The sequence below is a fragment of the Sodalis sp. RH14 genome, from assembly GCF_047324285.1.
In the GTDB taxonomy this organism is placed as follows: domain Bacteria; phylum Pseudomonadota; class Gammaproteobacteria; order Enterobacterales; family Enterobacteriaceae; genus Acerihabitans.
Window position 1 is genome coordinate 546,960 of sequence record NZ_CP178739.1, and the last position, 21,339, is coordinate 568,298.

Here is a 21,339-nt window from a genome sequence, read left to right on the forward strand (position 1 = left end):
TATCATTTTAATACTATCTTATAAATAATGGCATTTTTCACCTGTCAGAGAGATAAAAATGCCTCGTTTAGCCGATAAATTTGCCTTGATCACCGGCGGCACCAGCGGTATCGGGCTGGAAACCGCCCGTCAGTTCCTGGCCGAGGGCGCCACCGTCGCCATCACCGGACGCAACGCCGATGCGCTGGCGCGCGCCGCCGCGGATCTGGGCGAACGGGTGGTATGCCTGCAAAGCGACGCGGGCGATGTGGCCGCCCAGCCGCTCCTGGCCCAAGCGCTTGCCACCTTGTGGCCCCGGCTGGATGTGCTGCTGATCAATGCCGCCGACGTGACCCACCGTCCGCTGGAGGAATGGGATGAAGCCGCCTGGGATCGCCTGATGGCGACCAATCTGAAGGGGCCGTTTTTTTTGGTGCAGTCACTGTTGCCGCTGCTGCATGCACCGGCCTCGGTGATTTTATGCGGTTCGGTCAGCGCGCATATCGGCCTGCCGCAAAGCGGCCCGTATGCCGCCAGCAAAGCCGGACTGCTGTCGCTCTCCCGGACCCTGTCGGGGGAACTGCTGGCGCGCGGCATCCGTGTCAACAGCTTAAGCCCCGGCCCGACGCAAACCCCGGCGCTGGAAAAACTGGGCCTGGACGGGGCGGCCTATGCGGCCCTGCTGGCGCAAATCAAGCAACTGGTGCCGCTCGGCAGGCTGGGCACGCCGCTGGAGCTGGCCAAGGCGGCGGTCTATCTGGCGTCCGATGAATCGGCGTTTGTCGTCGGCAGTGAATTGATTGTCGACGGTGGCGTCAGCGGCTTATGATGTGCCGGTGGCCGGATAAGCCCTGGCTTTGCATCAGGGGCGCCGGCGTGGATAAGCACGTTATGATAACGGGTAGCGCTATGATTCATCTGAGGAATATGACCGCCGGGGAATACCCCGATTATCGCCATTTTTTTATCGGGGAATACGCCCGGGACCTGAGCGCCAACCACGGTTACGATATCGGGCAGGGCAGGATCAACGCCATCGCCAGCATTGACGGGTATTTACCGCAGGGGGTGGCGACGCCGGATAACCAGCTGTACTGCATCGAGGCCGGCGACGCGGCGGACCGGCAAGGCGTACCGCCGGTGGCGGGGTATTTATGGATCACGTGCAAAGACGAGGCGGCCTATATCTCCGATTTCTGCATCCTGCCCGCCTGGCGCCGCCGCGGGCTCGGACGCAGCGCGCTGGCGCAGCTGGATCAGCGGTTGCGCGCCCAGGGCGTGACCGAACTGGGGCTAAGGGTGGCGGCCGATAATCCCGGCGCCCGGGCGCTGTATGATGCCTGCGGTTTCCACGTTACCGGGGTGAATATGGTGAAACCCCTGTCGCGCTAGACAATAAAAAACGCGCCCCGCGCCAGGCATTCGCCGTTGATAAAGACCTCGACGGCATGTCTGCCGGCATAGTGCATGCGGGTGGTAAAGTTGCGGATGGACTGGCTGCGGCTAATCTCAACGCTTGCATGCGGCGCCAGCGTCAGGGTTTTCAGTTTGAACACTTTGGCCGATGTGCCGCCGGATTTTTTCACATAGTGGATGGCGTAATCAATCACCAGCCGCTGGGGCAGGGGCGAGGTCGAGCGCAGCCGGAACGCCACGGTCACCTTGTCTCCCAGCCGGATTTCCCCGGGACTCACGCGCATCTCCTCCAGGCTGACCTGCGCCGCCTCGCCGGCGCCGATAAGTCCCAGCGCCCGCCGGTCCCCCTGTTTGATCAGGCTGCGCAACGCGTGACGGGCGATCCAGGCGGTGGGGGGATGATGCAATTCCCATCCCTCCAGCAGGTCCATGACCCACTCGGGATGATCCTTGGTGATATCGTTGAGATGATTCGCCACGGATTTGCGTACGTACAGGCTGGGATCGGCGCGCAGGTTGTCGAGAATGGGTTTCACCGGCGACGGGTCGGCCCGCAGCGCCTCCAGGCGGAACGACCAGGGCAGGCGCGGCCGGCTGCCTTCGCTGGCCAGCCGGCGGACGTGCTCGTCATCGTCGCGCGACCAGCGTTCCATCAGCGCCAGCCCGCGGGACAGATCCTGGCGCAGGTAGGGGCGCACCGCGAATTCCGAGGAGCCGAACGGGGTAAAAAAGCGCAGGGCCTCCATCGACAGATCGTACTCATCCAGCCCGTACATCGCCACATACTCCGGCAATACCAGGGTGACAAAGCGATTGTCCAACCGCGGCGCCAGCCGGCGTAAAATCGCCAGCGCCTGCCCATAGTCCGCCGGCAGGCCGTCGTGCAGGCAGACGCTTACCCGCCGCAGGCGCGCCATCAGCGATAATTGGTCCAGTCCGTCGCCGGTGGCCGCCAGGAAGCGGGCGCCGTCAAAACCGGGGTGGACGGCGGCGGTGTGCGCCGCGATATCGCGCAGCCGGGCGTGGTTAAAGATTTCCTTCAGCGCGGGCGCGCTTTGCTCTGACATGTCACCTGATCTTATGGGAGCGGAGCCAGTTCGCAGGCTAAAGAAAATGACGGGTTTAGGCAAGTCTCACCGTGCGGAAAATCCTTCCCGGCGACAGGAAATGACAAGGGATGATACGCCATGGCGCGATACCCTGGTCCATTCCCGCCTTTACCGCCGGCACGGCGGTAAAGGCGGGAGGGGTCCCTGGCGGTAATTATTGTTTAATGCCCAGCGCATCGCGCATGGTATAGAACAAATCCGTCTGGTCGGTCAGGCCGGCCACGTTGCCCGCATAGGGACCGAAGGCGGCGATACGCAGCTGGGTGCCGGTATGTCCCTGGGATTCGGGGTCTTCAGAATTGCCGTAGCTGATGGCCATCACCGCGCCGTCTTTCGTGGTCAGCGCCTGGGTCAGGCCGGGGGCCTTGGCGTCCGCTTCGATAATCTGGCTGGAGTGGGCGTGATCGGCGGTGACCACCACCAGCGTATGGCCGTCGGCGCGGGCGAATTCCAGCGCCTTTTGCACCGCTTCATCCAGGTCCACCGTCTCGCCGAACTGGCCGCACGGGTTGGCGGCATGGTCCTGTTTATCAATGGATGCGCCTTCAACCTGCAGGAAAAAGCCGTTGGGATGGGTTTTCAGCAGATCGATGGCTTTTTGCGTCATGGCCGCCAGGGTAGGCACCCCGGCGCCGCGTTTGGGATTATCGCTACAGGTAACCGGCGGCTTATCAATATTGCCGTGATAGACGGCTTTCGGGCCCTGCCAGCGCACCGGCATATTGCCCTCGGCAAACAGGCCCAGCAAGGGTTTGTCCTGGTTGGCCAGGGCTACGCCGTTCAGGCCATCCAGGTCGCTCACCAACTGATAGCCGCGCGCCACGGCTTGTTCCCGCAGGGTTTTACCCTGCCACTCCCCGGCCTTGGCGGTTTCGCCAAAGGTTTTGGCGCCGCCGCCCAGCGTCACGTCGGCGCGGGCCGCCAGCAGCTGTTCGGCAATGGAGCCGCGCCCCTGGTTTTCCAGCGCCTGGGTGGGGCAATCTTTACTGGTCACTTCCGGGCCGTAGCATTTGCGGGAGCTGACGTGGGCCACCAGCGCCGCCGGGGTGGCGTCCTCCAGTTCAGCGGTGGACACGTTGCCGGTGGCTTTACCGGCCGCCTTGGCCAGTTCCAGGATGGTCATATGATCCTTGCCGAACACATCGACGCCCAGCGCGCCGTTATAGGTTTTCACCCCGGTGGACCACGCGGTGGCCGACGCCGCCGAGTCGGTGACGTAGCCGGGTTTATGGGTGGTCTTGTCCAGCGCGTAATGGGTGTATTGACCGGTCAGCGGCAGCGCGTCGATCCCGGGGAACGCGTTGCCCGCGCCCAGCGCGTAGTTGCGCGCGGCGGTGATTTCCGAGTCCCCCATGCCATCGCCAATCAACAGGATGACGTTTTTTGCCTGCTGGTTGTTCAGCGCCGCCTTCAGCGCCTCGGTCTGATCGGCCTGCAGGCGGCGTGCGCCGCCGGGCTGGGTAATATCCCCCTGCGCCGCGCGCAGGCTGTCCGCGCCGGCGGCCGATACGCTGCGCGCCAGCAGGCCGTTGCCGCCCGCCAGGGCGAGGGTCAGGACGAGGGAAAGTACGGGTTGGTGCGGATGCGGCATAAAGAAGGCTCCTGTTGCCGGACGAGAAGAAGGGTATGTCTGAATTTATTATTATGTAAGTCTACGTAACCCGGATGTCATTTTTATGACACCCGGAGATAACCGCCGCGGTCAAACTTGGCGAGGTTGTCCGGCAGCAGCTAAGATAGTAAGCACATTAACTAATAATGACTTCTCACCTATTCTACCCGCGCTATATCGGGGAGTGGGTTTTTGCCGCTTAATTTTGCAGGGGTTCGAGATCATGCTGCGAACGGATTATCATCAAAATAAGGATGTACCGGGCATGCCGCAAGTGGAGCAGGGATTTTCCTTTAAGGTGCTGACCATCAATACCCATAAGGGCTTTGCCGCCTTTAACCGGCGTTTTATCCTGCCGGAACTGCGCGAAGCGGTGCGTACCGTGGCGCCCGATATCGTGTTCCTCCAGGAAGTCCTGGGCACGCACGAAAAGCATTCGCAACGCTTCGATAACTGGCCGGTGGTGCCGCAGTACGAATTTCTGGCCGACACCATGTGGGCCGATTTCGCCTACGGGCGCAACGCGGTCTATCCCGACGGCGATCACGGCAATGCGCTGCTTTCCCGTTTCCCCATCACCCGCCAAAGCAATCTGGACGTGTCCATCGACGGCACGGAGAAGCGCGGCATGCTGCACTGCGTGCTGCAGGTGCCCGGCCGTGAGCTGGAGCTGCATATGATTTGCGTGCACCTGGGGCTGAAGGAAGCGCATCGCCGCGAGCAGATGCTGCGCATGAGCAGGCATATCGCCACGCTGCCGGCGGATGCGCCGCTGGTGGTGGCCGGTGATTTCAACGACTGGCGCCAGCGCGCCAATACGCTTTTGCGGCGCGAAGCCGGCCTGGTGGAGGTCTTTACCCAGGCGCGCGGCCGACCGGCCCGTACTTTCCCCGCCCGCTTTCCCCTGCTGCGCCTGGACCGTATTTATGTCAGGAACGCCCGCATCAGCGAGCCGACCTCCCTGGCCAACCAACCCTGGTCGCATTTATCCGACCATGCTCCCCTCGCCGTGGAGATCCATTTATGAATATGAATATGGAGTGGCGCGACGGCAATCGCATCAAGCTGCTGGAAAACGGCGAAGCGTTTTTCCCGGCCCTGTACGAGCGCATCGGCCAGGCCAGGAAAGAGGTGCTGCTGGAGACTTTTATCCTGTTCGAGGATAAAGTCGGCAAGGCGCTGCAGGAAAACCTGATTGCCGCCGCCAGGCGCGGGGTGCGGGTGGAAATCATGGTCGACGGTTACGGCTCGGCGGATCTGTCCGACAGCTACGTCGGCGCCCTTACCGCCGCGGGAGTGCATTTCCGTTATTACGATCCCCGCCCGGCGTTTATGGGCATGCGCACCAATCTGTTCCGCCGCCTGCATCGTAAAATCGTGGTGGTGGACGGCGTTATCGCCTTTATCGGCGGCATTAATTTTTCCGCCGAGCACCTGAGCGACTACGGCCCGGAGGCCAAGCAGGACTATGCGGTGGAGGTGGAGGGGCCGGTGGTGGAGGATATCCATCGCTTTACCCTACAGGCCTTGTATAAGGAAGATCACCATCGCAGCTGGCTGCGCCGGCGCTCCAGGCTGCCGGCCCATAACCGCCAGCCTGGCGAAGCCCAGGCGCTGTTTGTCTATCGGGATAACGATGAACACGATACCGATATAGAGCGCCACTATATCGATATGCTGCGCGGCGCAAAACGCGAGGTCATCATCGCCAATGCCTATTTTTTCCCCGGCTACCGCCTTTTGAAGGAGATGCGCAACGCCGCCCGGCGCGGCGTGCGCATGGTGCTGATTGTCCAGGGCGAGCCGGATATGCCGATCGTGACGGTCGGCGCGCGCATGTTATACAATTATCTGGTGCCGGAAGGGGTGAAAATCTATGAATATTGCCGCCGTCCGCTGCACGGCAAAGTGGCCGTCATGGACGATAGCTGGGCCACCGTCGGGTCCAGTAATCTTGACCCGCTCAGCCTGGCGCTGAACCTGGAGGCCAACCTGATCATCCATGACACCGCCTTCACGCAGCAACTGCGCGACAATCTTAACGGGCTGATTGAAAACGATTGCCGGTTAATTGACGAAAGCATGGTGCCCAAGCAGACCTACTGGCATGTGGTGAAAAGCGTGCTGGTGTTCCATTTCCTGCGCCACTTCCCGGCCTGGGTCGGCTGGCTTCCCGCCCATACGCCGAAATTATCGCTGGTGGCGCCGCCGGTCCAGCCGGAAATGGAAACCCAGGATCGCGCCGAACCCGAAAACGAGGGGGCAAAATCATGACCCGAAAACGCCCCGCCGGTAAACGCCACCGCGCCTGGTCGATGGCTAAAAAAATCCTGACCGGCCTGTTTTTTATCGGCGTCATTATCTTGCTGGTGGTCTATGCCCGCAAGGTGGACTGGGATGATGTGGAGCAGGCCATTACCGGCTACCGGCTCAATGCGCTGCTGATGGTGATTGGGCTGGCGGTGTTCAGTTACCTGCTGTATGGCGTCTACGATCTTATCGGCCGCGCCTATTGCGGCCATAAGCTGGCGAAAAAGCAGGTGATGCTGGTTTCCTTCATCTGTTATGCCTTTACCCTCACCCTCAGCGCCTGGGTCGGCGGCATCGGCATGCGCTACCGGCTCTATTCGCGCCTCGGTTTGTCCAACAGCGCCATCACCCGTATCTTCAGCCTGAGCCTGGCCACCAACTGGCTGGGATATATCCTGCTTTCCGGCATCGTCTGCGCGTTCGGGGTGCTGCATCTGCCGGCTAAATGGGGTATCGGCGAGCTGGCGCTGCGCCTGACGGGCGTGATCCTGCTGCTGCTGATCGCCGCTTATTTTTGGCTGTGCGCCTTTGCCAAACGCCGGCGCTGGACCATCAAGGGCCAGAAGCTGGTGCTGCCGTCGCTGCGCATGGCCGGCGCGCAGCTGGTGGCCTCCTGCGCCAACTGGCTGGCGATGGCCGCCATTATCTACATTTTGCTTAACGACAAAGTCGATTTTCCGCTGGTGCTCGGCGTGCTGCTGGTCAGCAGCATCGCCGGGGTTATCGTGCATATCCCGGCGGGCATCGGCGTGCTCGAGGGCGTATTTGTCGCCATGCTGGGCAGCGAGCATCTGTCCCATGGCACCATTATCGCCGCCCTGCTGGCCTACCGGGCGATCTATTTCATCGCGCCGCTGCTGCTGGCGCTGGTGCTGTACCTGGGCCTTGAAAGCCGCGCCAAGGCGCTGCGGGAAAAAAACCAGCAACGGGAAGCGGCCCATAAGGCGCAAAAGGACGCGCGGGGGGCGCTGGCGGAAGACGCCGGTCACTTACCCGATAAGGGGCCTTTGGCCTGAGCGTGGATTTTGCCGCGAAACACCCAAAAACCAAAGGTGTTGTAGGCCAGGGTGATGGGGATTAGCACCGCGAAGCCAATCAGCACAAATCCCTGGCTCAGGGGCGGCGAGGACGCGGCGCTTATTGACAGCCGGGGCGGGATCATCGCCGGATATACCGCCAGCAGCAGCAGGGCGAATGTCAGCACCACGCCCCCCAGCGCCAGGCACAGCGGCAGCAGGGCAACCCGGGCGGACAGCGCCCGCCGGAATCCGCCGGCGACCGCCAGCAGCAACAGCGCGGCGGGCAGGGTGAAACGCAGATCGGACAGATGCCGGCGGTACTCCTCATGCAGGCCGCCGGTCCACAGCGTCAGCAGCGCAACCAGCGCCAGGGCCAATGGGCCAAGCCGCCGGGCGAGCGCGCGTGCGCGCGCCTGCAGCATTCCTTCCGTACGCCATATCAGCCAGCAGGCGCCCAGCAGCGCGTAACCGGCCATCAGCGCCAGGCCGCAGAATAGCGGAAATACCCCCAGCCATTCCCAGCCGCCGCCGGTATAATGCGCGCCGTCATGGGGAATACCCTGAATAAACGTACCCATGATCACGCCCTGGCCGGCGGCGGCCAGCGCCGAACCGCCCATCAGCATCAGATCGAACCGCCACCGCTTTTGCGGGTCGGCGCGGTCGCGGTATTCAATCGCCATGCCGCGCGCTATCAGCGCCAGCAGCATGAGAAATACCGGCAGATACAGGGCGCTCAGCAGAATGGCGTAGGCGGCGGGGAACAGGGCCAGCAGGCCGCCGCCGCCCAGTACCAGCCAGGTCTCGTTGCCGTCCCAAACGGGCAGCAGCGAGAGCGTCATGACCTGGCGATCCGCTTCGGCGCGGTTGAACGCATACAGCATGCCGACGCCCAAATCGGTACCGTCCAGCAAGATATAGATCAGCACGCTGAAGGCCAGCGCGGCGGCGGATAACAGTTGCAGCGCGGCGGCGGAAAAAATCAGCTCCGGCATAGGATAAACTCCTGCATTCGTCGTGTTACGGGTGTTGCTCCGGCGGCGGCGCGGCGTCCTGGCCCGCGTACGTCGCGCCATCGCCGGTCTGCCGCGCCAGCGACGGCACCGGACCTTCTTCCCCCGGCCGGGGCGGTTGCGCCAGCAGGCGCAGCATAAAGAGCAGCCCGGTGCCGAACACCAGCAGATAAACCATCGCCACGGCGATGGCGGAGGCGATGATTAGGGCCATGGATACCGGCGAGATCCCCTCATAGGTACGCGTCAGGCCGTAGACCATAAACGGCTGGCGGCCGGCCTCGGTAACCACCCAACCGGCCAGCATGGCGATAAATCCCGCCGGCGCCAGCGGCACCATGATGCGCTGCAGCCAGCGCGCGCGCCACAGGGCGCCCCGCCAGCGCAACGCCACGCCCGCGATGCCCGCCAGGGCCATCACCAGCCCCAGGCCCACCATGACGCGAAAGGCGAAAAACACCAGTGGCACCGGCGGGATGTCCTGGGGCGGAAACTCATTCAGGCTTTTAATGGTGCCGGTAAGGTTATGGCGCAGATAGAGCGAGCCAAGTCGGGGAATCGACACCTCCCAATGGTTGCGCCGCGCCGTCATGTCCGGCAACGCGAACAGCCGCATCGGCTCCCCGGCGCCCGGCGGCGGTCGGTCCCAGTCGCCCTCCATGGCGGCCACTTTTTGCGGCTGGTGGCGCAGGGTATTTTCGCCGTGCAAATCCCCGGCGATAATTTGCAAGGGCGCGGCGACGGCCACGGTCCACAGCGCCCAGGAAAACATCACCCGGGCCGCCGGATTGCGGCTGTCGCGCAGCAGATGCCGGGCACCGGCTGCCGCCACCATAAACGCGGTGCCGAGTACGGCGGCCAGCAGCATATGCGCCAGCCGATAGCCAAAGGAAGGATTGAAGATAATCGCCAGCCAGTCCTGCGGGTGGAAACGACCGCCGTCGTCCATCAAAAAACCCGCCGGGGTTTGCATCCAGGAGTTGGCGGAGATAATCCAGAACGCGCTGAACAGGGAACCCAGCGCCACCATGCAGGTGGTGAAAAAATGCAGTTTCGGCCCGACCTTCTGCATGCCGAACAGCATAATGCCCATAAAACCGGCTTCCAGGAAAAACGCCACCAGCACTTCATAAAACATCGGCGGCCCGATAATCGCGCCCGCCCGCGCGGAGAACACCCCCCAGTTGGTGCCGAACTCAAACTCCATCACCACCCCGGACACCACGCCCACCGCCACGTTAAGCGCAAAGATCTTGAGCCAATACCGATACAGGTCCAGATAGACCTGGCGCCGCCGCCATAGCCACAGGCCTTCCAGCGCCGTCAAAAAAAGGGCCAGGCCGATGGTAAAGGCGGCCAGCACGATATGAAAACCTATGGTGAAGGCAAACTGGGCGCGCGCAATCAGCAGCGCAGAAACGTGTTCCATCGGACCCTTGCTTCGGCAGCAATTGCCGTGTTTGACCTCAGGCGTCGCTGGGCTTGCCGGTAAACGAAGAGATGGGTTTATCCACCTCTTCATCCATGCGGCGGCTAAAGGCCTTCATGCCGTCGATAAACGGCGTAATCCCCTGCCAGAAGGCGTCGTCGTTAAGCATCTTATACAGTCCCCGGACTCCCGGCGCATCCTGGGGAGCGTCGTTTCCTTCCCGCGCGCGGCTTATCACATCGACCATATCGCGCACGGCGAACACCATCTTGTAGAATTGACCGGGAGGAAAGGTGGATAACGCCATGGCCAGCACCGACAGGTTTTGGATAACGTTCAGCGAGCCTTCCCGGTTGAGCCCGTTGACCAGCACCCGCGCTATCTGGTTATTGGCGGCCACCAGGTCGTTGGCCAGGCGCAGCACGCCGTGCTCGTGCAGGGTTTGCAGCAAGCGTTCCAGCTCCTCATGGGCATCCGGCCCGATTTTCGGAGCCTCCACCGTATAACCGATAGGTTTAGCCATTAGAATTTCTCCGGATGAGGTTCTTGTTCAGGCGGCGGCAGGTAATCGTCGCGCCGCCATTTCTGCTCCACGGGCACCTTGTCGATGGGGGTACGGGAGCCATAGCGGAAATTATGGCGCGGCAGGGGCGAAACCATGTTCTCCCGGGGCAGCACGGTAAGTTTAACCGCCAGCTCTTTATAGGCGGGGGTATTCACATCCGGATCGTGATGCTCGCCGGTCAGGGCGTTAACGCCGTCCTTGCCCAGATGAATGGGGAGAAACAGGGTATTGCCCTGCACCCGATCGGTAATCACCGCCGGCACCTCGACGGCGCCGCGCCGCGAGGCCAGGCGTAGCCAGGCGCCTTCCTCGATGCCCCGCTCCGCCGCCAGCGCCGGGCTGATTTCCACAAACCAGTCCGGCGACAGGGAGAGGAGGCGACCTCCGCGTCCGGTCTGGTTGGTGGACTGGAAATGCTCCAGCATCCGGCCGTTATTCAGCATTAAATCATATTCGCCGTCCTGCGCCTCGGCGGGCGGCTTCCATTCCAGCGGATAAAGGACGGCCTTGCCGTCCTCGGTATGGAAACCGTCGGTATACAGCAGCGGCGTGTCGGTACCGTCGGCCTTGACCGGCCAAAGCAGCGATTGCCATCCCGCCAGCCGTTCATAGGTCACGCCGGCGAAGACCTTGGCGATACCGGCGGCCTCGGCCATGATCTGCGAAGGATGGGTGTAACCCCAGGGATGGCCCATCCTGGCCGCCAGGTCGGTGAGGATGCGCCAGTCCGGCCGGCTATCGCCGAGCGGCGGCATCACTTCATAAAAACGCTGGATGCGGCGCTCGGTATTCACAAACGACCCCTCTTTTTCCACGCTCGGGCAGCCGGGCAACACCACGTCGGCGAATTCGGCGGTGCGGCTCATAAACAGGTCCTGCACCACCAGAAAATCCAGATTGGTAAACCCCTCATGCACATTGGCGGCATCGGCGTCAGAGAATGCCGTTTCCTCGCCAATCACATACATCGCCTTGATTTTTTTCTCTTTCGCATGCTTCACCATGGTGAAATTATCGTCGCCGGCCTTATCGGACAGGCGGTCCGGCGCCACACCCCAGGCCTTGGCCCATTTGGCGCGCACCTGGGGATCGGTGACCTTTTCATAGCCGGGATAAAAATCCTTCAGGCAGCCGAAATCACTGGCCCCCTGCACGTTATTATGGCCGCGCATCGGGTATCCGCCGGTACCGGGCCGGCCGTAGTTGCCGGTCACGAGCAGCAGGTTCGACAGCGCCGTGCTGGTATCTGCCCCGTGGCTGTGCTGGGTAATGCCCATCGCCCACAGTATGCAGACGGAGGATGCCCGGCCAATCATTTCGGCGGCGTCAATCAACTGCCGGCGCGCGATGCCGGTGATCCGCTCGGCGAACGCCAGGGTAAAAGGCGCCAGGGATTGGCGGTACGCGTCCACCTGGTTTACCCGCGCCGCCAGGAAGTCCGTATCCGCATAGCCATGATCAAACATATAACGCGCCATGGCGGACGCCCAGACCATATCGGTGCTGGAGTTGATGCGCAGGAATAGATCCGCGCGTTCCGCCATTTCGTGTTTACGCGGATCCACGACAATCAGCCGCTGGTCGCGGTGCTTGCGCGCCGCCTTGAGACGGGCGGCGATCACCGGATGATTCTCGGCGGTATTGCTGCCGACGATAATAATCAGCTCGGCCCGTTCCAGATCCTGGATGGAACCGGCGTCGCCGCCATATCCCACGGTGCGGAACAGACCCATGGTGGCGGGGTTCTGGCAGTAGCGGGACGAATTGTCGACGCTATTGGTGCCGATAATCAGCCGGGCGATTTTTTGCGTCAGGTAGGCTTCTTCATTGCTGGCTTTGCTGGAACCGATAAACCCGATGCTTTCGGCGCCGTGGGTATTGCGTATCTCCAGCAGGCGGCGGGCCACCAGATCCAGCGCTTCATCCCAGCCGGCCTTGCGGAAACGGCCGTTTTCACGAATCAGCGGCGTGGTCAGGCGCGCTTCGCTGTTGACGAAATCCCAGCCGAATTTACCTTTGACGCAGGTGGAGATGCCGTTGGCCGGCGCATCCACCATCGGCTGCACTTTCAGGATATGCCGGTCACGGGTCCACATTTCAAACGAACAGCCCACGCCGCAATAGGTGCAGACGGTTTTGGTGCGTTTGATTTCCGGCTGGCGCCAGTGCATATCCATCATGGAGATACCGGTAATGATTTCCGCGCCGGTGGTGTTCTCGAGGGTTTTGATCATATCGATCAGCGGGCGTTTCAGATCGGGAGACATGGCGGTAAACGGCCCGGCGTCCGGCTGCATGGTTTTTTCCATCAAGGCGTTGCAGGGACAGACCGTGACGCAGTGACCGCAGCTGACGCAGCTGGAGCCGGCGATTTTTTCACCACCGTCCCACAGTACGCGCGGATGATCCGCGCTGTAGTCGATACTCAGCGTCTCGTTGACCTCGACGTTCTGGCAGGCGTCCACGCAGCGGCCGCACAGGATGCACTGATCGGGATCGTAGGTGTAAAATGGATTGGAATGGTCCTTCGCATACGGCTTGCGCTCGAACTTATAACGCTGGATGGGGATATGCATATCCGCCATGGTGTTGTGCAGGGTACAGTCGCCGGTATTGTGCTCGCATACCGTGCAATACAGCTCGTGCTTGGCCAGCAGCCGGTCCATGCCCTCGACTTGCGCCGCCCGGGCCTGCGCGCCCCGGCTGTTGAGCACCATGCCGTCACGGGTGCGCAAGGTACAGCCGCGCACCAGCTGATGGTCCTGCTCCACCCAACAGACATCGCAGGTTTTCAGCGGGTCCAGCGCCGGGTGATAACAGACATGGGGCAGGTTGACGCCCCGCGCGGCCAGGAAATCCACCAGCGGCGTATCCGCTTTGCCGGTCAGCGGCACACCGTCAAAAATAATCGTGCAGTCTGTCTGGCTCATCAGGCTACCTCAAATAACAACCACCACCTATCATGTGCATCTTTGCCATGGCGGCCACTAAGATAGTGTTAAAGGTAGTCGTTAATGATTGATGCGCAATAGCCACACCGTTTGCAGATTGTTGCTAATTATTAACAGTAAGGACGCAGGTTATTAACATTTACCTGACGGCTACAGCCTGAACGTGCCGTCGATCACGGTGACCGATTGGCCGGCAATCCACGGCACGCCGTCGATAAAGCGCGCGCTGACCTGGCCGTCGCGCCCCAGGACCGTGCCCTGGCGGACGCGCCAGGACTCGGCAAACGCCGGATTATCAGGAAATCCCTGGGCGTGCAGCAGGCGCGCCAGGCAGGCATTGGCGCTGCCGGTGACCGGATCCTCCACCAGGGCGCCCTGTTCCACCAAAAAGGCCCTGACTTCATAATCCGCCGGGCCGTTTGCCTCGTGCAGGCCATATACCGCCAGGCCGTTCGCTTCGCAACGCTTGAGCAACCGCTCCAGGGCGACGGCGTCCGGTTGCATCCGCAAACAAGACAGCGCGCTGTCGGCCCGGGCCACCAGCCAGCGGATCCCCATGTCCACCACGACCGGCGGAGACCAGGTGACCGTCGTCGCGCCGCCCACTGCGGCGTTAAGCAGGGGGAAATAACTTTCGTTCACCGTATAGATTTTGGCCTCGGGCGCCTGGAACGCCAGCCATCCGGCGCGGGTGATATCAAGGGCGACCAGGCCCACCCCGCACTCCTGGATGAGTCTATCGGCCGCCTTGGCCCTAAAGCCGCTTTCCAGCATCGCATGGGCAGTGCCGAGCGTGGGATGGCCGGCAAAAGGCAATTCTCCTGCCGGGGAGAAAATACGCACATGATAATCGGCGCCGGCGGCCGAAGGCGGCAGGACAAACGTGGTTTCGGATAAATGAGTCCAGCGGGCCACGGCCAGCATCTGCCGATCGGATAAGCCATCGGCATCCAGGATCACCGCCAGGGGATTGCCCATCAACGCAGTGGCGGTAAACACATCGACCTGTTTAAATCGACGCAGCTCGGTCATAACCCATCCTTTTTAACAGTAAGGCGATTATTGCCGATTCTGGCGTGGTTGCAGGATAACTGCAAGGACGGTAAGAGGGATATTGCGCTTTGAGATAACCGCCAGGCCAGGGGAGCGGTTAACCCGCCGCCTCAGCGGACGGGCGGCAAAAAAAACTGCGCCGCCAACTGTCAATAAAAGCACCTGACAGTTGGGGCGCAGCTCTCAATGGGTTTTATACCAGAGGATCGCAACCCTTAGCCGCGGCCCGGTCCGCCGCCATGGTGATAACCGCCGCCGCCGCCATGACCGCCGCCGCCGCCCCAAGGAGGTGGCCACAGGCAACCGCTAAGCGCGGCGCTAAGAACAATAATTCCGACAAATGCTAAAATGCGACGCATTGTTTTGCTCCATATATTAATAATTACGTTACCGTTAGATGATTATCCATTCGTTAAAAGGGGTCAACGGCGGCAACCGTAAAGATATTTGGCACAGATGTTTCTATTTGCGTTTATTGCATGGAAGCGTAAATTTGGCGGAAAACGGCAGGGCTAATTTATTCATTAACATAGGAAAAAGCTTATTTAGGGCTTTTATTTATTTTAATAAAGATATAATTAAGAATATTCCTGACAGAGGATAGCAACGGGCAGGAGAAAAGAAAGCGTTATTTTGTTACAACGTAAAAAAAGCGTTTGCGCGATGATATTACGCAAACGCTTTAGGGAAAATAATGAATGGGCCAAGCCCGGATTTTTTGATGACGCGCCGGTAAAGCGCTATTCATAAACGACCGACGTACTGTGCATATTATTGCGCCCCGACACCGACGTTACCGGATAGGCGCGGTTATCGACGCGTACGGCGCGTTCACTGCCATGACCGGGCAGGGTAGGCAACCCTGTCCTGGCGCCCACGGTCGTCAATACCACCTGGTGAGGCTCATAACGGGCGGTATTGATGGTGTCGGCGGCAACACTGCCGAACGACACCATGGCGGCCAGGGCAACGATACCAAGATTAACTTTGTTCATCATGGCGCCATCCTTATTGGTAAATTACCGCCGTGCCATGCAGGTTATTCTGGCCGGTGGTGGAGGTAATCACAAAAGACTTCGCGCCTTCGGCCGAAGCCTTGGCGGACAGCTGGCTTTCCAGCGAAGACAGGTTGGCGCCGCCGGTGGCGCTGATGACGCCTACCGGCTGCTGACCCGCCGGGGCGGAGGTCGCCAGTTCTGCGGCAAAACTACCGAAAGAGACGGCGCTCAGGGCGATGGCGGCGATGGCATATTTTACGTTTTTCATAATCTTATCTCTCTATGCATTCTGGTTGCAGGATTTGTGGGTCAACGCTATTTGTTAACGTTCGATAAGTAAATACTAGTCCTCCTGGCGGCGTTGATCAACTAAATTTTTAATGATCGTTAATATAATAAATAAGCCATTGTTAATAATAAAAATTTATTTTTATTGTCAACGCTCACTCACTTTGGGTTGGAGAGGCCGCCGCAAGGGAGGAACAGGCATGGCCGCCAAATTTAACATTCTTTGGGCAATGTGACGAAAGGCACTTGTAATTTTTGTAATGATCGTTAATTATATAGGTGCCGGCTGATATCCACAAGGACGTTGTGCAAGCGGCAAGATGCCAGGCATAAAAATGCGATAAGAGAGGATGTTATGAATACCGATCATGTTGCGCCCATACGGAAAGGACGCGGACGCCCAAAACAGTTCGACCGTGACGATGCGCTGGATAAAGCGCTGGAACTGTTCTGGCGCCACGGCTACGAAGCGACCTCGCTGACCGATCTGGTGGAGGCCACCGGGGCCAAGGCCCCGACGCTGTACGGCGAGTTCGGCAATAAGGAAGGCCTGTTCCGCGCGGCGGCCGAACGCTACGTGGCGAAATTCGCCGAACGGGGCAAGGTGCTGCTGGCCGACCCCGCCTGTACGGCGGCGCAAGCGGTTGAAAATTTCCTGCGCGATACCGCGGCGCTGTACACCGACAAAGATTTGCCCTCGGGCTGCTTTATTATCTGTACGTCCGCCGCGCTCTCGTCTTCATCCGACGCCGTGGCGAAACTGCTGCGCGCGCGGCACCATTTCCAGGAAAACATGCTGGCGGATTTCCTGCGCGCGCGCCAGGCCCAGGGAGAATTGCCGGCCGGCACTCATGTGCCCACCCTGGCGAAATACCTGACCTGTATCCTGCAGGGGATGTCGGTGCAGGCCCGTGACGGCGCTACCCGCGCGGATCTGGATACCATCGTTACCACGTTGATGAAAGTGTGGCCGACTCTGGCGCGCATCGGCGCGCCCGCCGCCCGGGATACGGCACAGGTTTAACGGCGCCGCGCCGACCCGGCGCGGCCGAAAAGACAGCGGCGCGACGCAGATAAAGTTGATTCTGCGCAGGGCGCCGGTGTCCTGCGGTACGTAATATGCGTTTATCAGGTCACGTCGTGGCAATTCCGGACTGGATAAATGAACCCATTGATTGCCGATACTCCCACCGCTATTCGTTTCCTGCAGGCCTCGCGGCAAAGCGAGATCGCGGCGTTGCGACGTTTGCTGCAAACCGGCGAACTGGTGGGGGCGGTCAGTCAATTGGTGCATATGCTGCAACGCGAACGTGGCGTAACCACCCTTTACCTGAGCGCGGGCTTGCACGCCGATACGCTTGAAAAACCGGCGCGCGATGCCGTTATTGCCGAGCGTGCCGTATTGCGGCTATTGGGCCGGGAGAAAGGCGTCAATCGACCGGCGTCCGACAGCCAAAGGCTGGGGCGAATTGCCGCGGTATGTTATGCGCTGGGACGTTTGCCAGCGTTACGCCGCCGCATCCGGCGGGCCGGGATCGATCAGGCGCAGGCGGCGGCGGTATTCAACGCGGTGATCCGCAGCCTGCTGGCGCTGGTATTCGAGGCGGCGGATACGGCGGCGGAGCCGGCTGTTTCCCGGGCGTTGATCGCCATGTTCAGCTTTATGCAGGGCAAAGAGCTGGCGGGGCAGGAACGGGCGCAGGGCGCGGCGGTGTTTGCCGCGCGCGCATTTAGCGCCGCCGCCCGCCAACAGTTGCTGGACCTGATTGAAGGCCAGGAGCGGTGTTTCGCCACCTTCGGCGAATTCAGCGATCCCCTTAACCTGCAGCGCTGGGGCGAGATGGCGCGTGACGGCGATTGCGATGTCGAGCGGCTGCGCCGCATCGTTCTCACGGGTAACATCGCCGCGGATCACAGCCTGCGTTGGTATGAGGCGACGACCCGCCGTATCGACCTGATGAAGGGGGTCGAGGACGGACTGGCGGCGGTATTGATGCAATTATGCCGGGCCGGCATCGACGCCGCGCAAGACGCCGCGGGCGACTGGCCGGGAGATGCCGCGCTGGAAGCCCTGCTGGCGCGTCAGATGGACCAACCGGTGGAGTATAGCGTATTCGTTGCCGCCGCCGGACCGGACGACGCCGCTGAGCCGCTGGGCAATAACGGCCTCAGCCCGCAGCTGGGACGATCGGTATTATCTCTCGTCGGGCAACAATCGCGCCGGCTGCGGGAACTGGCCGATGAGCTGGCGCAACTGCGCGCCACCCTTAATGACCGGCGGCAAATCGAAGACGCCAAGCTGCTGCTGATGCGTCATCAGCGGTTAAGCGAGGAAGAGGCCTATAACGCCCTGCGGCGTATGGCAATGAACCAAAATAAAAAGCTGACGGAAGTGGCCGCGGCCATCCTGGCGGTGGAAGAGATATTGACCGGCCGGCCATAACGGCGGGCCGGGGGTAAGCGACATCAGGATATGACTTCGTGTTAAGCCAATGGCGGCGTAGCGCGGGTCAAGGATAAAGGCGTCCAAAAGCATGCAGTCATTGCATGTTTTTGGACGCCTTTTTTTTATGTAAGGACTTTTGTTATGAACAAACCCGTATTAGCTGTCATCGGCCACGGCATGGTGGGCCAGTATTTTCTGGAACAGCTGGTGGCGCGCGAGCTGCACCGGCGTTACCGCATCATCGTCTTCGGCGCCGAGCGCCGCCCCGCTTACGATAGAGTACATTTGTCGGCGTATTTTTCCGGGCGCAGCGCGGGATCGCTGTCGCTGGTGCCCGACGGTTTTTTTGCGTTGCATGACATCGAATTGCGCGGCGCCACCACCGTTACCGCCATCGATCGTCAGCGGCAATGCCTGACGGATAACCACGGCGGAACAACGCCCTACGATCGGCTGGTGCTGGCCACCGGATCCTATGCCTTTGTGCCGCCGATTCCCGGCTGCGATCTACCCGGCTGCCTGACGTACCGAACCCTGGACGATCTTGACGCCATCGCCGCGCGGGCGCGCCAGTCACGGAGCGGCGCGGTGATCGGCGGCGGCCTGCTGGGGCTGGAAGCCGCCAATGCCCTGCGGCAGCTGGGACTGGAAACCCATGTGATCGAGTTTGCCCCGCGGCTGATGGCGGTGCAGCTTGATGAAGGCGGCGCGGCCATGCTGCGGCGGAAAATCGACGCTTTGCAGGTAACCGTGCACACCGGCAAAAACACCCGCCGTATCACCCCTGCCGGCCAAGACGGCCTGCGGCTGGAATTTGCCGACGGCGGGTCGCTTGATACCGATCTTATCCTGTTTTCCGCCGGTATCCGTCCCATGGACCGGTTGGGCCATCAGTGCGGACTGACGCTCGGCGCGCACGGAGGACTGGCTATCGACGATCGGTGCGTGACCTCGGATGCCCATATTTTCGCTATCGGCGAATGCGCCGCGTGGCGCGACGCCTTGTTTGGGCTGGTGGCGCCCGGTTATCAGATGGCGCGCGCGCTGGCGTCATGTCTTGCCGGGGAGAAGGCGGTATTTAGCGGGGCGGATCTCAGTACCCGGCTGAAACTGCTGGGCGTCGAAGTCGGCTCGCTGGGGGACGCCCAGGGCGCCGCCCCGGGCTGCCAAAGCTATCTATGGACCGACGGCCCGCGGCAGATCTATAAAAAAATCGTGGTTTCCGGGGATAAAACCCGCCTGCTGGGCGCGGTGCTGGTGGGCGACAGCGCGGAGTTCAGTACCCTGCAGCAGATGATACTCAATGGCATACCCCTGCCGGAACGGCCGGAAAGCCTGATCCTGCCGGCCGGCTCGGGGGACGCGCCGAAGGCCGCGGGTGTGGCCTCCCTGCCTGACAGCGCCCAGGTTTGCTCCTGCCATAACGTCAGCAAAGGAGATATCCGCGCGGCGGTGGCGGCGGGGGCGCGCGATCTGGCGGCGGTGAAAACCTGCACCCGCGCCGGCACCGGCTGCGGCGGCTGCGTGCCGCTGGTCAGGCAGGTCATGGAATATGAGCTGTCGCAACAGGGCGTGGTGGTGAAAAAAGACGTGTGCGAACACTTTGCCTATTCACGCCAGGAGTTGTATCACCTGATTCGCGTCAACCGTATCCGTACCTTCAGCCAACTGCTGGCGCAATATGGCCATGGCCTGGGATGTGAAATCTGCAAACCGCTGGCCGGTTCCCTGCTGGCTTCCTGCTGGAACGACTTTTTATTGCAACCCGAACATCTGCCGTTGCAGGATACCAACGATCGTTTTTTCGCCAATATCCAGAAGGACGGTACCTATTCCGTCGTGCCGCGCATGCCCGCCGGGGAAGTCACCCCTGCGGGGCTGATTGCCGTGGGCCAGGTGGCTGCCCGTTATAATTTATACACCAAGGTGACCGGCGGCCAGCGCATCGCGCTGTTCGGCGCCAGGATGGAACAGCTGCCGGCCATTTGGCGGGAACTGGTGGCCGCCGGTTTTGAAACCGGGCATGCCTACGGTAAATCGCTGCGCACGGTAAAATCCTGCGTCGGCTCAACCTGGTGCCGCTTCGGCGTGCAGGATTCCACCGGGCTGGCCATCAGACTGGAAAACCGCTACAAGGGCCTGCGCGCGCCGCATAAATTCAAGCTGGGCGTTTCCGGTTGTACGCGTGAATGCGCGGAAGCGCAGGGCAAGGATATCGGCATTATCGCCACCGACAAAGGCTGGAACCTGTATATTTGCGGCAATGGCGGCATGAAACCGCGCCACGCGGATTTATTTGCCACCGATCTGGATGCCGACGGCCTTATCGTCATGATCGACCGCCTGCTGATGTTTTACATCCGCACCGCCGATCGGCTGCAGCGCACCAGCACCTGGCTGGATAATCTGGAAGGCGGCGTAAACTATCTGCAGCGGGTGATCGTCGATGACGCGCTCGGCATCTGCGCCGAGCTTGAACAGGAAATGCAGTCGGTAGTGGCGAGTTACCAGTGCGAATGGCAAACCACCCTGGCGGATGCCGGCCGGCTGGCGTTGTTCCGGGGATTTATCAACAGCGACCGGCCGGATGAAGCGGTGGTCATGATGGCGCAGCGATCCCAGATCCGGCCCGCACGGCCGGAAGAAAAATCGCGGGCGGGCGTAAGCGCGCCGCCCGAGGGCGATGCGCGCTATGAGGTGTCCATGGGGGCGTTGCCAGCCGCGGCAGGAAATGGCCCCGGGCCGTCGTCCGCCGTTGAGGAAACCGGCTGGCGACCGGTGTGCATGCTCGGTGATATCCCGGCCCATGCCGGCATCGCCGCGCGTTTAGGGCAACGGCAGATAGCCCTGTTTTACCTGCCGTCGGCCGCGGGCCCGGCCGGCGGGGAAGGCCGGGTATATGCTTTATCCAATCATGAGGCGGGCAGCGGCGCCAACGTGTTGGCGCGCGGCTTGGTGGGCGATGTCGCAGGCGAGCCGGTGGTGATTTCGCCGCTGTATAAAAAACATTTCCGCCTGCGCGACGGTTGCTGCCTGGAGGATGCAGGCCTATCGGTCAGCGCCTGGCCGGTGGAAATCCGCCAGGGGCGCGTCTGGGTGGCGGCCTGCGCATTGACGGCGCGCGCGCCGGCGCCGGCGGAATAAGGGCGAC

Annotated in this window: 17 protein-coding genes; 8 read left to right on the forward strand and 9 right to left on the reverse strand. The window is 61.4% G+C overall.

All coding sequences use genetic code 11. The features are described 5' to 3' along the window. Positions 1-58: 58 nt before the first annotated feature. On the forward strand, positions 59-808 hold the full coding sequence (locus ACL2XQ_RS02335) for an SDR family oxidoreductase (protein ID WP_410012258.1): 750 nt from the start codon (positions 59-61) through the stop codon (positions 806-808). 80 nt (positions 809-888) lie between these two features. Then, positions 889-1,371: a GNAT family N-acetyltransferase gene (locus ACL2XQ_RS02340; protein WP_410012257.1), complete on the forward strand. Its 483-nt coding sequence runs from the start codon at positions 889-891 to the stop codon at positions 1,369-1,371. Here ACL2XQ_RS02340 and ACL2XQ_RS02345 read toward each other — a convergent pair. Beyond that, positions 1,368-2,462 carry a DNA alkylation repair protein gene (locus ACL2XQ_RS02345; protein ID WP_410012256.1) on the reverse strand — a complete coding sequence of 365 codons (1,095 nt, stop codon included), beginning with the start codon at positions 2,460-2,462 and terminating at the stop codon, positions 1,368-1,370. The genes ACL2XQ_RS02340 and ACL2XQ_RS02345 overlap by 4 nt on opposite strands. Before the next feature lie 196 nt (positions 2,463-2,658). Beyond that, complete coding sequence (gene phoA, locus ACL2XQ_RS02350) at positions 2,659-4,095, reverse strand: alkaline phosphatase (RefSeq protein ID WP_410012255.1); 1,437 nt, start codon at positions 4,093-4,095, stop codon at positions 2,659-2,661. A 286-nt stretch (positions 4,096-4,381) separates the two neighbouring features. On the opposite strand from phoA, the gene ACL2XQ_RS02355 reads away from it, so the two are divergent. Genes ACL2XQ_RS02355 through ACL2XQ_RS02365 form a run of 3 tightly spaced genes read left to right on the forward strand, consistent with a single transcriptional unit; the run spans position 4,382 to position 7,442 of the window. Then, complete coding sequence (locus ACL2XQ_RS02355) at positions 4,382-5,143, forward strand: endonuclease/exonuclease/phosphatase family protein (RefSeq protein WP_410016637.1); 762 nt, start codon at positions 4,382-4,384, stop codon at positions 5,141-5,143. Positions 5,144-5,145: 2 nt separating this feature from the next. After that, on the forward strand, positions 5,146-6,390 hold the full coding sequence (clsB, locus tag ACL2XQ_RS02360) for a cardiolipin synthase ClsB (RefSeq protein ID WP_410016636.1): 1,245 nt from the start codon (positions 5,146-5,148) through the stop codon (positions 6,388-6,390). Then, on the forward strand, positions 6,387-7,442 hold the full coding sequence (locus ACL2XQ_RS02365; protein WP_410012254.1) for a lysylphosphatidylglycerol synthase domain-containing protein: 1,056 nt from the start codon (positions 6,387-6,389) through the stop codon (positions 7,440-7,442). Before clsB ends, ACL2XQ_RS02365 begins: the two co-directional genes overlap by 4 nt. Here the strand turns inward: ACL2XQ_RS02365 and cydB are convergent. The 7 genes from cydB to bhsA form a co-directional block, all read right to left on the reverse strand. Next, the gene (gene cydB / locus ACL2XQ_RS02370; RefSeq protein WP_410012253.1) at positions 7,412-8,440 is read right to left on the reverse strand and encodes a cytochrome d ubiquinol oxidase subunit II; all 1,029 of its coding nucleotides are present in this window, start codon (positions 8,438-8,440) and stop codon (positions 7,412-7,414) included. The genes ACL2XQ_RS02365 and cydB overlap by 31 nt on opposite strands. Before the next feature lie 25 nt (positions 8,441-8,465). After that, positions 8,466-9,887: a cytochrome ubiquinol oxidase subunit I gene (locus ACL2XQ_RS02375; RefSeq protein WP_410012252.1), complete on the reverse strand. Its 1,422-nt coding sequence runs from the start codon at positions 9,885-9,887 to the stop codon at positions 8,466-8,468. Between the two features lie 37 nt (positions 9,888-9,924). After that, the gene (locus ACL2XQ_RS02380) at positions 9,925-10,410 is read right to left on the reverse strand and encodes a DUF1641 domain-containing protein (protein WP_410012251.1); all 486 of its coding nucleotides are present in this window, start codon (positions 10,408-10,410) and stop codon (positions 9,925-9,927) included. Continuing rightward, positions 10,410-13,382 carry a formate dehydrogenase subunit alpha gene (gene fdhF / locus ACL2XQ_RS02385; protein ID WP_413740025.1) on the reverse strand — a complete coding sequence of 991 codons (2,973 nt, stop codon included), beginning with the start codon at positions 13,380-13,382 and terminating at the stop codon, positions 10,410-10,412. The genes ACL2XQ_RS02380 and fdhF overlap by 1 nt, the downstream gene beginning before the upstream one ends. A gap of 171 nt (positions 13,383-13,553) precedes the next feature. Beyond that, complete coding sequence (locus ACL2XQ_RS02390) at positions 13,554-14,435, reverse strand: PhzF family phenazine biosynthesis protein (RefSeq protein WP_410012249.1); 882 nt, start codon at positions 14,433-14,435, stop codon at positions 13,554-13,556. A 761-nt stretch (positions 14,436-15,196) separates the two neighbouring features. Further along, positions 15,197-15,454 carry a hypothetical protein gene (locus ACL2XQ_RS02395; RefSeq protein WP_410012248.1) on the reverse strand — a complete coding sequence of 86 codons (258 nt, stop codon included), beginning with the start codon at positions 15,452-15,454 and terminating at the stop codon, positions 15,197-15,199. Between the two features lie 10 nt (positions 15,455-15,464). Continuing rightward, positions 15,465-15,722, reverse strand: coding sequence for a multiple stress resistance protein BhsA (bhsA, locus tag ACL2XQ_RS02400; RefSeq protein WP_410012247.1), 258 nt, complete (start codon positions 15,720-15,722; stop codon positions 15,465-15,467). A 375-nt stretch (positions 15,723-16,097) separates the two neighbouring features. On the opposite strand from bhsA, the gene ACL2XQ_RS02405 reads away from it, so the two are divergent. The 3 genes from ACL2XQ_RS02405 to nirB all read left to right on the forward strand — a co-directional run bounded on the left by ACL2XQ_RS02405 (position 16,098) and on the right by nirB (position 21,332). Beyond that, positions 16,098-16,766 carry a TetR/AcrR family transcriptional regulator gene (locus ACL2XQ_RS02405; protein WP_413740026.1) on the forward strand — a complete coding sequence of 223 codons (669 nt, stop codon included), beginning with the start codon at positions 16,098-16,100 and terminating at the stop codon, positions 16,764-16,766. A gap of 147 nt (positions 16,767-16,913) precedes the next feature. Beyond that, entirely contained in the window at positions 16,914-18,185 is a 1,272-nt protein-coding gene (locus tag ACL2XQ_RS02410) for a nitrate- and nitrite sensing domain-containing protein (RefSeq protein WP_413740496.1), read from the forward strand. A gap of 144 nt (positions 18,186-18,329) precedes the next feature. Then, a complete protein-coding gene (gene nirB / locus ACL2XQ_RS02415) occupies positions 18,330-21,332 on the forward strand; it encodes a nitrite reductase large subunit NirB (protein ID WP_413740027.1) in 3,003 nt (1,000 codons plus the stop codon). Positions 21,333-21,339 lie beyond the last annotated feature (7 nt).